Origin of the sequence: Sanguibacter suaedae (genome assembly GCF_016342785.1) — a bacterium.
Taxonomy (GTDB): Bacteria; Actinomycetota; Actinomycetes; order Actinomycetales; family Cellulomonadaceae; genus Sanguibacter; species Sanguibacter suaedae.
The window spans coordinates 65,241-77,324 of the sequence record NZ_JAEINH010000013.1; the positions used below are offsets into that span (position 1 = coordinate 65,241).

Sequence of the window (12,084 nt, forward strand, 5' to 3'; positions counted from 1 at the left end):
CGTGTCCGTCTGGGACGAGGTCGTCGGCCAGGAGTCGGCCGTCGCGACGCTCCGCGCGGCCGTCGCCGACCCGTCGGCCATGACGCACGCGTGGCTCCTCACCGGCCCGCCCGGCTCCGGTCGGTCCAACGCCGCCCGGGCGTTCGCCGCGGCCCTCCAGTGCGTCGAGGGCGGGTGCGGGCGCTGCCAGGCGTGCACGACCACCCTCGCCGGCACCCACGCCGACCTCACGGTCGTCGCCACGGAGAAGGTCACCATCGCCATCGACGAGGTCCGGTCCCTCATCGAGGTCGCCTCCCGGGCGCCCTCGCAGGGTCGCTTCCGCGTCGTCCTCGTCGAGGACGCCGACCGCATGGCGGAACGCACCACCAACGTCCTCCTCAAGGCCATCGAGGAACCGCCGCCGCGCACCGTGTGGCTCCTGTGCGCCCCGAGCCCGCAGGACGTCATGGTGACCATCCGGTCCCGGTGCCGCGCCGTGTCGCTCCGCGTGCCGCCCGTCGACGCGGTCGCGGCCCTCCTCGTCTCGCGCGACGGCGTCGATCCCGACGTCGCCCAGGCGTGCGCGCGCGCCGCCCAGTCCCACATCGGCCTCGCGCGCCGCCTCGCCCGTGACGCCGGCGCGCGCCAGCGCCGGACGTCGGTCCTCGCGATCGCCCGCCGCATCCGCGGGGTGCCCGACGCGGTGGTCGCCGCGGGTGAGCTCGTCGAGGTCGCCCAGGCCGAGGCGAAGGCCGCCACGGAGGAGCGCGACGCCACCGAGAAGGCCGAGCTCCTCCGCTCGCTCGGCGCCGAGGCCGGGCAGACCCTGCCGCCGTCGCTGCGCTCGCAGGTCAAGCAGCTCGAGGACGACCAGAAGCGCCGCGCCACGCGCCGTCAGCGTGACGTCCTCGACCGGTCCATGCTCGACCTCCTGTCCCTGTACCGCGACGTCCTCGTGGTGCAGCTCGGGGCGGACGTGGACCTCGTGAACGTGGAGCTCGACGAGACGGTGCGATCGCTCGCCGAGGAGTCGACGGCCGAGCAGACGGTGCGACGCATGGATGCCATCGGTGTGGCCCGCACTCGGCTCGCGGGGAACGTCTCGCCGGTGCTCGCGCTCGAGGCGATGGCGGTGGCTCTTCGACCGCAGGGGTGATCGGTGGACTACTTTTGTCCCGTGAGCACTCCTTCCCCTGACCGCCTGAGCGCGTCGACCGTCGTCCCTCCGTCCACCCCCGCGCAGGACGACGGCCGGACGCCCCGCCGTGCGCTGCGGGCGACGGCCGTCGTGCTCGGTGCGGCCCTGGTGCTCGCTGGGTGCGCGTCGCCCGAGCCGAAGGTCCAGTCGGGTCTCGAGACGACGTCGGACGCACCCACGGACGAGCCGGTGGACCGCCCGGACGAGGACATCCCCGCGGACCTGGTGGAGTTCTACGAGCAGGAGGTGGACTGGACGAGCTGCGGGTCCTTCGAGTGCGCCGACATCCTCGTGCCCCTCGACTGGGACGACCCGACGCGCGGGTCCATCACGATCGGCGCCAAGCGGCACCTCGCGGAGGGGACGAGCATGGGCACCGTCCTGCTCAACCCGGGTGGTCCGGGCGGGTCGGGCATCGAGTTCGTCGAGTATGTCCCCCTGATCTGGGGCGACCCGCTGCTCGAGAGCTATGACGTGCTGGGCTTCGACCCGCGCGGCGTCGGCGAGTCGAGCGCGGTGACATGCCTCACCGACGAGGAGAAGGACGTCTACTACGCCAAGACGTACCCCCTGGACGACGCCGGCCTCGCGGAGATGGCGGCCGACGCGGCGGAGTTCGGTGCGAAGTGCCTGACGAACACCGGTGAGGTCCTCGGTGAGGTGGACACGCAGAGCGCAGCTCGCGACATGGACGTCATCCGGTACGTCGTGGGCGACGAGAAGCTCAACTACCTGGGCTACTCGTACGGCACCCAGCTGGGTGCCACGTACGCGGGCCTCTACCCGGAGAAGGTGGGCCGGATGGTCCTCGACGGGGCGATCGACCTGCGGCTCACGCCGCACGAGCAGTCGCTGCAGCAGGCCGTGGGCTTCGAGAACGCCCTGCGCGCGTACGTGGAGGACTGCCAGGGCGGCACGGGGTGCCCCCTCACGGGCAGCGTCGACGAGGGCATGGCCCAGGTGAAGACGCTCCTCGACTCGACGTTCGCCAACCCGCTGCCCACGGACGACCCGGACGGTCGCGTGCTCACCCAGACCCTCGCGTTCTACGGGATCGCCCAGCCCCTGTACTCCCAGCAGCTGTGGGGGACGCTCACGAGCGCCCTCACCTCGGCGATCGACGCGGGCGACGGGTCGGAGCTGCTCGACAGCGCGGACTCGTACAACTCGCGCGACTCGGACGGTACCTACCTCGACAACCAGGGCGAGGCGTTCCGGGCCATCAACTGCCTCGACGACCGCGGGTCCAGCGACCGCGCCACCATGGACGCGGAGTACGCGGAGATCGTCGCCGCGGCGCCCACCATGGGCGAGTTCTTCGGTTACGGCGGCCTCGGGTGCGCGGACTGGCCCTTCCCGGTCGTGGAGAAGGAGTACGACCTCGCGGCCACCGGTGCGGACCCCATCGTCGTCATCGGGACCACGAACGACCCGGCGACGCCGTACGTGTGGGCCCAGGGCCTGGCCGAGCAGCTCGAGTCCGGGGTCCTCGTGACGTACGAGGGCGAGGGGCACACCGCGTACGGCGTGTCGAACGACTGCATCCTCGACGCGGTCGACGAGTACTTCGTCGACGGGACGGTGCCCGCAGAGGGACTCACCTGCTGACGCCCGGGCGGCCTGGTGACCGGCCTCACACACCGGGCGCGGTCGCTCGCTTTGGTAAGTCGGCCATCTGGTCGGTACAGTAGGCGCGGTTCTTCCCTTGGGTCAGTGACTCGCTCCAGACCCAGGAGAAGCCGGCCGCCTTAGCTCAGTCGGTAGAGCGTCTCACTCGTAATGAGAAGGTCATCAGTTCGATTCTGATAGGCGGCTCCGCAGCACGAGAGGCCCGGCACCAGCGATCCGCTGGTGCCGGGCCTTCGTCGTTGTGGTTCCCAGCGTGCGCCACCCCACGGTCCGGTGCTCTGGGGAGCGGGTGAAAAATCACCCGCGAGCACCCCGATCTCCCGCAGGATCCTGCGAATCTGACGAGGAGTCGGGATCGACACGGGGGCTGTGCGCGACATACTCTCCTCTCAGTGCTCCCTGGCGCGGACGACGCAGCCGGGTGGTGCGAGGCGCGCCGTTCGCTGCGGAGGGGGCTTGGCAGCGGACGGCGCGCGCTGAGCTTCCGGCCCGCTCAGGGTCGATATCGGGGGATCCCCCGATGCACGCGGGCAGGCGCAGGGCCTACGGTCGGTGCATGAGCACACTCACCCGCCCCCGCCACGGCGCGATGATCGCCGGCGTCTGCGCCGGCCTGGCCCGCCGTTTCAACACGACCCCCACGACCGTCCGTGTCCTGGCCGTCGTGTCCTGCCTGCTGCCCGGACCGCAGGTCCTCGCGTACCTCATCCTGTGGGTGATCATGCCCCGCGACGCCGTCTGAGGGGGAGCGACGCCGCTGCGAACCCGCTGACCGTCATCACGGTGAGCGCGCCGAGCACGACGACGAGGGGGACGGTCCAGCCGTCGGTCGCGGTGTGCACCGCACCGAGCAGCGACGGGCCCGCGGCCGCGGCGGAGTACCCGACGCCCTGGACGACGGCGGACATGCGCCGTGAGTCGACCTGGTCGCGGGAGTGGTGCACCACGAGCGTGAAGACGACGGTGAAGTTCCCGCCTTGCGCCACGCCGGCGAGCAGCGCCCACAGGGGCCAGAGCTCGGGAGCGACGAGCAGCCCGGCGGGCAGCGAGAGCCACAGGACGCTCAGTCCGGCGAACACGGCCCGCAGGGAGAGCCGCCGCGCGACGAGCAGCGGCACGCCGACGCCGCCGACCATCCCGGCGAGCTGGAACAGCGACGCGGCCCCGCCCGCGCCGGCGACGGTCATGCCGCCGAGGTCGGCGAGGATCGTGGGCAGCCACGTGGTGACCGCGTAGTAGGAGAACGCCTGCCCGGAGAACATGCCCACCAGGCACCACAGCACGGGGCGCCGCCACACGGGTCGCTCGTCGTGCCCGTCGCCGGGGCGTGCGGCACCGACGAGCCGCACCGGCTCGGACGGGCGCCCGGCGACGGCGCGCCGCCAGAGCACGAGCGCGACGACGGCCACCGACCCCCACGTGGCGAGCGCCCACCGCCACCCCACCACGGACGCGAGCGGCGCGGTGAGGAGCGTCGTGAGGACGGACCCGAGGTTGAGCGCCGCCGTGTAGAGACCGGTCGCCATCCCTGAGGTGCGGGGGAAGTCGCGCCCGATGAGCACGGGCACGGCCACGTTCCCCACGGTGATGGACACGCCGATGATCGCGGTGGCCGCCACGGCGGTCTCGAACCCGCCCACGGACCGCAGCACGGTCCCGGCGAGGACACCGACCAGCGAGATGCCCACGGCGCGTTCGATGCCGGCCTGGGCGAGCAGGAGCGAGGCGAGCGGCGCGGCGAGCGCGAAGCACAGGACGGGCACGCCGGTGAGCAGCCCGACGCTCTCCGGACCCACGCCCAGTCCGCGCGCCACGTCGTCGACGACGGGCGCGAGGGCCACCACGGGGCCGCGGAGGGTGAGCGCGTAGACGAGCACTGCGGCGAGGAGCAGGGTCCCTGCCCCGAAGGTGCGGGTCCGCACGGGTGGCCTCCAGGTGGTGGACGGACGCCGTGCGGTGGGGCCGGGCGGCGTGTCGTGGGCGTGTCACGGCACCTCGACGTCCCGTCCTGCCAGGCTAGCCGGGACGCCTGCCGGCGATGGTGCCGACCGCGGCATGCCGTCGTGCAAGATCCGTGACGGTGAGCACACAGGGGGGTAGGGGCGTCTCCGCGCCCGGCGCACGTCGTGCGTGACACCCGGCGACGTCAGGAGCAGTCGTGACACACACCGACCACCCGCCCACGGAGCGCGACGAGGCGTGGTTCGACGACCTCTTCCGCGAGCACGCCGGCGCCGTGCTCCGGTTCGTCGTCCGACGTGCCGGGTCCGTCGAGGCGGAGGACCTCACCGCCGACGTCCTCACGACGGCCTGGCGCCGCCGCGACGCGGTGCCCGACGGCCACGAGCTCGCGTGGCTGTACCGGACGGCGGGCTTCGTCGTCGCCAACCACCACCGCAAGGGGCGCCCCACACCGGTGGAGACGGTCCCGGAACCGGACGACGGCGCGGCGTCCGTCGAGCACGTGGTCCTCGACGACCTCGAGGTCCGCGAGGCGTTCGCCACCCTCTCCGCCAAGGACAGGGAGGTCCTCCTCCTCGCCGCGTGGGAAGGGTTGCGGGGCGAGGCGCTCGCCGAGGTGCTGGGCACGTCCCGCTCCGCGGCGGACACGGCGCTCTCCCGGGCCCGCCGTCGCCTCCGCGAGGCGTGGGAGGCACCCGGAGGCGCGACGCAGGGTGCAAGACCCGGCCCGTCCGCCACATAGACAGGGCAGGACAGCGCACCATCACCCGCACCTGGAGGCGACCATGAGCACACCGGAGAAGCCGACCCCCCGCACCTCTCCTGAGGACGCGGCCTTCGACCGTCTGACGGCCGCGGACCCGGCGGCGGGCGTCGAGCCCGACCTCGACGCGCTGCGCGCCAGGATGCCCGACGCCCCCACCGCCCCCCGGACCCCGACGGACCTCACCGCTGAGCGAGCCCGCCGTCGTCCCGCCCGGTGGCTGCAGGTGGCGGCGGCCTCGGCCGGAGTGGTCGCCGTCGGGCTCGGAGGCTTCGCCCTCGGCCAGCAGGACGACACCCCGCCCCCCGCGGCGCAGGCCGAGACCCCGGCCTCCACCGCGGAGTCGCTGCCCGGTCCAGGCGGACCCGTCGGTGCGAGCACCATGGAGAGCGCGACGGCGGACCGCACCATGCTCCCCTGGGGCGGCCGCACCGTCTTCGAGTCCGCGGGTCTCCCCGACGACGCGGGCACCGCGAAGGCGTGGGGCTTCGACCCGACCAGCACCTTCACGGAGGAGACCGTGGCGGCGCTCGCGGCCGCGCTGGGCGTCACGGGCGGCCCGGAGATGGTCGAGGGGACGTGGCACGTGGGCCCGCAGGACTACACGGGCTCGTTCGTCCAGCTCTCCCCGGACAGCCGGTCGAGCTTCTACTTCACGAACACGGCGCTGGACCCGTGGCGGGAGGGCGCGGACCCGGCGTCTGCTCCGGGCGCCGACAGCGCGGTCGCCACCCTCCACGCCCTGATGACGCAGCTGGGCGCCGATCCGGCCGACTTCGAGACGGAGGTCCCGGACTACGGGACGGAGGACGCGGCGACGTACGTCGTCGCGCACCGCCTGGTGGACGGCCGACGCACGGGCCTCACGTGGGACGCGACGGTCACCGCCGACGGCTTCTACTCGGTGAGCGGCCAGCTCGCCCCGGTCGTCGACCTGGGTGACTACGCCGTGGTCGGGGCCCGCACGGCGGTCGACCGGCTCATGGACCCGCGGTTCGGCGGCATGAACGGCGACGTGATCGCCTACCGCGCGGATGCGGTCCCGGAGATGCTCGACCCGGCTCTGGAGCCCGGGTTGTCCGAGGTGGAGCCCTTCTCCGAGGAGGACGGCGCGTCCGCGAGCACCCTCCCCGCCCCGGTGGACCCGACGGACCCGTCGGCCGTCCCCACGCTGCCGCCCGCCCCGACCCCTGGTCTCACGGTCCGGTGGCCGGTGTCGACGGTGACCATCACCGGTGCGACCCTCACGTCGCTCGTGACCACGCAGGCGGACGGTGCCACCCTGCTGGTCCCGGCCTACGAGCTCACGGCCGACGACGGCTCCGTGTGGACCGTCCTGGCCCTCACGGAGGACCACCTGGACATGTCGCCCATGTGACGCCGGGGCACGACGACGGGCCCGGACCGTGGAGGTCCGGGCCCGTCGTCGTGCTGCGCGCGGGAGGGGGATCGCGCGGTTCAGCGCGCGGGAGGGGGGTCGCGCGGTTCGTGGGTCAGCCGCGTCCGGGGACGTCGCGGGCGAGGCTGAGGTGCAGGGAGGTCGTGGTCTCCTCGACGAAGCGGTCCATCCAGCCGAGCTCGCACGAGATCCAGCGGCGTGCGACGGCGTCGACGGGGAACACGGTGCTGTGGCACAGGTCGTTGCGGACGGCGACGGTGGTGATGCGGGCGTCGACGGCGACCTGCCAGTGCGCCCCGGGGGAGCGGGCGAGGAGGGTGTCGCCGAGGGCGACCCCGAGCGCGGTGATGACGTAGTTGGGGTTCCAGCGCTCGCCCTCGGGTGCGGCGTGCCAGGCGGCGCAGTACTCGTCGAAGAGGTCGGAGACGGCCGCCACCGAGGTGAGGTCGACGCCGGGGGCGCGTAGGTGCACCCGCAGCTCTTCCATCCAGACGAGCTCCACCGGGCTGGGTGTGCGGAGGTCCACGTGCCCCTCCTCGGCGATCGCGGTGCGTTCTCTGACGGCAGCGGTGTCGATGCGACCGGTCAGCGTCGCGCGTGCAGAGAGCTTCATGCCCTCCTCATCGGACGCGGTGGTGTCCGTGTTGAGGGGAAACCTCGTCTTTCACCCGCTACCGCGTCCGGTGCCGCTCGACCGGCCGCGGGGTGCGGTTTCCGCTACCGTCGGAGACGACCTACCCGGACGACGAATCGAGGACCAGTCATGGCTGTTCGTAGTGCTCGCACCGCATGGAATGGGACGCTCGCCGAGGGCGGCGGCCAGGTCGAGCTGTCGAGCTCGAAGGTCGGCACGTACGACGTGTCGTTCCCCAAGCGCGCTGCCGACGAGGCGGGGGGCACCACGAGCCCCGAGGAGCTCGTCGCGGCCGCGCACTCCTCCTGCTACGCGATGCAGCTGTCCGCTCTCATCGGTGAGGCGGGCGGCACGCCGGTCGCCCTCGAGGTCTCCGCGGACGTGACCCTCGAGCCCGACCCGGCCGGCGGGTTCCAGATCTCCTCGATCGCCCTGAAGGTCCGTGGCGAGGTCGAGGGTCTGGACGAGGCGGGTTTCCTCAAGGCCGCTGAGGACGCGAAGGCCACGTGCCCCGTGTCCAAGGCGCTCACGGGCACGACGATCTCGCTGGACGCGTCGCTCGAGAGCTGACGTCCGCGCCATCACGGGCGCAGGGCTCGACAGAACGCAGGGAGGCTCCCCGGTCCGCGGACCGGGGAGCCTCCCTGCGTTCGATGCCCGCTACCGCGGTGGCGGAGGGCGCCGCCGCGGTAGCGGTGCTCAGTCGACCGTCACGGCGTCGAGCACGGGCAGCCGGGCTGCGCGGACCGCGGGCCACAGTGCGGCGAGCACCCCGACGGCGACGGCGATGCCCAGCATGAGGGCCAGCTCTCCCCAGGGGATCACGAGGGTGTTGAACCCGACCTCGGCGAAGACCGTGGGCATACCGGCCGCGAGGGCGACCCCCACCCCGAGGCCCACGACGGTCCCGAACACGGCCGTGAGGACCGACTCGACGGTGATGGTCGCGGCGAGCTGCAGCCTGCCGAGGCCTACGGCGCGCATGAGCCCGATCTCCCGGGTCCGCTCGATGACGGACAGCGCGAGCGTGTTGACGATCCCGAGGATCGCGATGACGATCGACAGCGCCAGCAGCGCGTAGAGGATGACGAGCACCTGGTCGACCTCGGCCGCGATCTGCGACACGAACTCGTCCTCGTCGAGCACGGTGAGGATCACGTACGGTGCCGCGGCTCCCGTGACGGCTTCCTTGAGGTCGGCGACGTCGACCCCGTCGGCGGCGGTGAGGAGGACGGTCTCGACCTGCTCCTGCGCCTTGGGCTCGATGACCAGGAGCAGGTCCTCCGACATGACCACGGGTGTCCCGAGCGTCTCGGAGTCGATGACGGCCCCCACCGGCGCGGTGACGGTGCCCGACTGCGACGTGAGCGTGAGCTCGTCGCCCACCGCCCACCCGTTCTCGTCGGCCTCGTCGGTCCGGACGGCGAGCATCCCGTCGGTGAGGGTGTCGACGTCACCGTCGATGGTGGGACCCGTCAGGCTCCGCCCGAAGGTGCCGTCCGTCAGCCCGACGACGTAGGAGGGCTCGGTCGCCGACGCCGCGTCGGCATCCTGCGCCTGCCCGGCCTCGGTGATCGTGGCCCGTCCCACCGTCACCGTGTCGACGGCTCCCACCTCGGGGAGCTCTCCGATCTCCGTGACCGCCCCCGCGGGGACGACGAACGTCGCCGACTGGACCACGAGGTCCGCGATGGCCTCCGATCGGATGCTGCTGCTCAACGAGGCCTGCGTCGACGCCGCGAGGACCGACGCCGCACCGACGAGCGCCATCCCGATCATGAGGGCGCTCGCGGTGCTCGCGGTGCGGCGCGGGTTGCGGGTGACGTTCCCGCGGGCGAGCCGACCGACAGGCTTGAGCGCGAGGACGAACGGTGCTGCGAGGACGCCGAGGACGGCGCGGGCCATGACGGGGGCGAGCAGCAGGACCCCGAGGACCACCCCGACCGCGCCCGCCCCGAGCAACGGCCCGGTGGACGCCGCGTCATCACCTGCGGCGCGGACGACCGCGGCGACCACCGCTCCCGTCCCGGCCCCGGCGACCACGAGACCGAGGACGCCCCGCACCCGCAGGGAACGGGCCTGGCCGGGCGACTCGTCGCGCATGGCCTCCACGGGAGGCACGAGCGCCGCGCGGCGGGCGGGCAGCGCCGCGGAGACGACGCTCACGACGAGCCCGACCACCAGGGACACGACGACCATCTGCGTGGTGACCGGCACGTCGCCGGCGAGGTCCATGCCCATGGACTCGAAGAGCGCCTTGAGCGCGGTGACGAGCCCGAGCCCCCCGGCGACACCGAGGGCGCCCCCGACCAGCCCCACGACGGCGGCCTGCACGAGGATCGACGCGAACACCTGCAGGGGGGACGCCCCGACGGCACGCAGGAGCGCGAACTCCCGCTGCCGCTGGCGCACGGTCATCGCGAACGTGTTGGCGATGATGAAGCCGCCGACGAAGAGCGAGATCCCTGCGAAGACGAGGAGGAACGTCTCCACGAACCCGAGCTGGGACTCGATGTCCGTGCGCGCCTCCGTGCGCAGCGCGTCACCGGTGACGGTCTCGACGCCCGCCGTGCCCTCGGCGGCGAGGGCGTCGTCGAGGAGCGCGACGAGCTCCGTCTCGGACACGCCGGCAGCCGCGTAGACGGAGACGGACTCCACGAGGCCGTCGGGCGCGTAGACCTCCGTCGCGGTCTCCGGGTCGAGGAGCACGACGGTGGCCCCGGCCAGCGCGGTGCCCATGTCGGCGATGCCGGTGAGGGTCGCCTCGGTGATCTGCCCCCCGACGACGAGGGTGGTGGTGTCCCCGACGTCGAGCCCTGTGCTCTCGGCGCTCGCGGTCTCGAGCGCGAACTCGTCGGCTCCGCTGGGTGCGCGCCCCTCGGTGAGGGTGAGGGTGGGGTCGTCGGCGTACCAGGCGAGGGCGAAGCTGGGGGCGCCGGCGGCGGACGTGACGGCGGTGCCGTCCTCCCCGACGACGACGATGGGCCCGGTGACGTCGGCGAACGCGTGGTCCACCTCGTCGAGCGCGGCCGCGGTCTCAGCGAGCGCGGCGGGGACGGGGGTGCGGACGTCGCCTGCGGAGGCGCCCTCCTGGGTGGTATGCGTGCCGCCCTCCGCCCCGCGGAGGTACGCGTCGGCCTGGTACCCGGCGTCGACGATGCCGGTGAAGGTCGAGGAGAGCATCTCCCGGAGCGAGAAGGTCCCGGAGACGAAGGAGACGCCGAGGACGACGGCGAGGATGGAGAGGCCGAGGCGCACGAGGTGCGCGCGGACGTTGCGGAGCGCTACCCGGAGCATCAGAGGGCCTGGCGGCTGAGCGAGGAGAGGACCTCGAGGACGGAGTCGGGCGTCGGCTGGGTCACCTCGGCGACGATCTCGCCGTCGGCGAGGAAGAGGACCCGGTGGGCGTGGCTCGCGGCGACGGGGTCGTGGGTGACCATGACGACGCTCTGCCCGAGCTCGTCGACGGACGTGCGGAGGAAGCTCAGCACCTCGCGGGACGACGTGGAGTCGAGGTTGCCGGTGGGTTCGTCCGCGAAGACGACGGACGGCCGGGAGACGAGGGCCCGCGCGCAGGCGACGCGCTGCTGCTGCCCGCCGGAGAGCTCCGACGGACGGTGGCCGAGGCGGTCTGCGAGCCCGACGGCCTTGACGACGGCGGCGAGGTGGGCCTGGTCGACGGGCTTGCGTGCGATGTCGAGGGGGAGCGTGATGTTCTCGGCGGCGGTGAGGGTGGGCACGAGGTTGAACGCCTGGAAGATGAACCCGAGCTGGGTGCGGCGCAGCTTGGTGAGCTGGCGCTGGCTCATGCTGCTCACGGTGAGCCCGTCGACGACCACGGTGCCCGCCGTCGGGGTGTCGAGGCCCGCCATGCAGTGCATGAGCGTCGACTTCCCGGAGCCGGACGGGCCCATGATGGCGGTGAACTCGCCGCGCGCGAAGTCGACGTCGACGCCGGCCAGGGCGCGGACGGCGGTGCCGCCCTTGCCGTAGGTCTTCTCGAGACCACGTGCGCTCGCGATGGCGCTCGTGGTGGTTCCAGGAGCCGTTCCGGCCTGCTCGCTCGGTGCTGTGCTCACGGGTGTCATGACTGCTCTCTCTCGGGACGTGTCGGATGGCCGGGTGCCGCGGTGGGTCCGTCGGGACGACGGGTGCGGCCGGTCGCTCTCGAGCTCTTGGGGCGGGTTGGTGCACCAGGGCGGTGTCGCCGCAGGTCAGCCCGCTGGGCCTTCACCTCATCCTGGCGGAGCCGGCAGCGCGTGGGCGATGGGGGACACCCCTGATCGGACCCTGAGGTTTGCCTGGGCGGACCCGGGGGACGACCGGGCGGACGGCACCCCGGGGAGCGTGGCGCGGGTCACGCGGAGCGGGTTTGCATTCCTCGCCGGGCTCCGCGTAATGTTCTGGATGTCAGCCCGACAGGGAGGCACAGACACCACTGCGAGGCCCGTGAGGGCTGGCGCGAAGTGGCTGGTCCCGGGGTTGGTTTCCTCACTTGAGAGCGTGGCTGGGTTCTG

General features: G+C 73.0%; 10 protein-coding genes and 1 tRNA gene. 7 read left to right on the forward strand and 4 right to left on the reverse strand.

The annotated features are described in order from the left end of the window. The first annotated feature begins 1 nt into the window (after position 1). The 4 genes from JAV76_RS13425 to JAV76_RS13440 all read left to right on the forward strand — a co-directional run bounded on the left by JAV76_RS13425 (position 2) and on the right by JAV76_RS13440 (position 3,551). Positions 2–1,138 (forward strand): DNA polymerase III subunit delta', encoded by a 1,137-nt coding sequence (locus JAV76_RS13425; RefSeq protein ID WP_198734583.1) that lies wholly within the window; start codon positions 2–4, stop codon positions 1,136–1,138. 21 nt (positions 1,139–1,159) lie between these two features. Continuing rightward, entirely contained in the window at positions 1,160–2,788 is a 1,629-nt protein-coding gene (locus JAV76_RS13430; protein WP_307844239.1) for an alpha/beta hydrolase, read from the forward strand. 134 nt (positions 2,789–2,922) lie between these two features. After that, a tRNA-Thr gene (locus tag JAV76_RS13435) sits at positions 2,923–2,995 on the forward strand. Positions 2,996–3,365: 370 nt separating this feature from the next. Continuing rightward, a complete protein-coding gene (locus tag JAV76_RS13440) occupies positions 3,366–3,551 on the forward strand; it encodes a PspC domain-containing protein (RefSeq protein ID WP_198734584.1) in 186 nt (61 codons plus the stop codon). Here JAV76_RS13440 and JAV76_RS13445 read toward each other — a convergent pair. Then, a complete protein-coding gene (locus JAV76_RS13445; protein ID WP_198734585.1) occupies positions 3,529–4,731 on the reverse strand; it encodes an MFS transporter in 1,203 nt (400 codons plus the stop codon). The genes JAV76_RS13440 and JAV76_RS13445 overlap by 23 nt on opposite strands. Before the next feature lie 236 nt (positions 4,732–4,967). On the opposite strand from JAV76_RS13445, the gene JAV76_RS13450 reads away from it, so the two are divergent. Together JAV76_RS13450 and JAV76_RS13455 are read left to right on the forward strand one after the other, a co-directional pair. Continuing rightward, on the forward strand, positions 4,968–5,513 hold the full coding sequence (locus tag JAV76_RS13450; protein WP_198734586.1) for an RNA polymerase sigma factor: 546 nt from the start codon (positions 4,968–4,970) through the stop codon (positions 5,511–5,513). A 43-nt stretch (positions 5,514–5,556) separates the two neighbouring features. Then, positions 5,557–6,912, forward strand: a complete 1,356-nt coding sequence (locus JAV76_RS13455) for a hypothetical protein (protein ID WP_198734587.1) — start codon at positions 5,557–5,559, stop codon at positions 6,910–6,912. A 115-nt stretch (positions 6,913–7,027) separates the two neighbouring features. On the opposite strand, the gene JAV76_RS13460 is transcribed toward JAV76_RS13455, so the two are convergent. After that, the gene (locus JAV76_RS13460; protein WP_198734588.1) at positions 7,028–7,546 is read right to left on the reverse strand and encodes a DUF3806 domain-containing protein; all 519 of its coding nucleotides are present in this window, start codon (positions 7,544–7,546) and stop codon (positions 7,028–7,030) included. A 150-nt stretch (positions 7,547–7,696) separates the two neighbouring features. Between JAV76_RS13460 and JAV76_RS13465 the strand changes: the two genes are divergently transcribed. After that, positions 7,697–8,137: an OsmC family peroxiredoxin gene (locus tag JAV76_RS13465; RefSeq protein WP_198734589.1), complete on the forward strand. Its 441-nt coding sequence runs from the start codon at positions 7,697–7,699 to the stop codon at positions 8,135–8,137. A gap of 129 nt (positions 8,138–8,266) precedes the next feature. On the opposite strand, the gene JAV76_RS13470 is transcribed toward JAV76_RS13465, so the two are convergent. After that, a complete protein-coding gene (locus tag JAV76_RS13470; RefSeq protein WP_198734590.1) occupies positions 8,267–10,864 on the reverse strand; it encodes an ABC transporter permease in 2,598 nt (865 codons plus the stop codon). Beyond that, positions 10,864–11,655 carry an ABC transporter ATP-binding protein gene (locus tag JAV76_RS13475; protein ID WP_198734591.1) on the reverse strand — a complete coding sequence of 264 codons (792 nt, stop codon included), beginning with the start codon at positions 11,653–11,655 and terminating at the stop codon, positions 10,864–10,866. The genes JAV76_RS13470 and JAV76_RS13475 overlap by 1 nt, the downstream gene beginning before the upstream one ends. Positions 11,656–12,084 lie beyond the last annotated feature (429 nt).

What these genes read in the sequence shown, in the direction of transcription:
- JAV76_RS13440 (WP_198734584.1), top strand. Translation starts at nt 3,366, where the DNA reads ATGAGCACACTCACCCGCCCCCGCCACGGCGCGATGATCGCCGGCGTC.
- JAV76_RS13455 (WP_198734587.1), top strand. Translation starts at nt 5,557, where the DNA reads ATGAGCACACCGGAGAAGCCGACCCCCCGCACCTCTCCTGAGGACGCG.
- JAV76_RS13460 (WP_198734588.1), bottom strand. Translation starts at nt 7,546, where the DNA reads ATGAAGCTCTCTGCACGCGCGACGCTGACCGGTCGCATCGACACCGCT.
- JAV76_RS13465 (WP_198734589.1), top strand. Translation starts at nt 7,697, where the DNA reads ATGGCTGTTCGTAGTGCTCGCACCGCATGGAATGGGACGCTCGCCGAG.
- JAV76_RS13470 (WP_198734590.1), bottom strand. Translation starts at nt 10,864, where the DNA reads ATGCTCCGGGTAGCGCTCCGCAACGTCCGCGCGCACCTCGTGCGCCTC.
- JAV76_RS13475 (WP_198734591.1), bottom strand. Translation starts at nt 11,655, where the DNA reads ATGACACCCGTGAGCACAGCACCGAGCGAGCAGGCCGGAACGGCTCCT.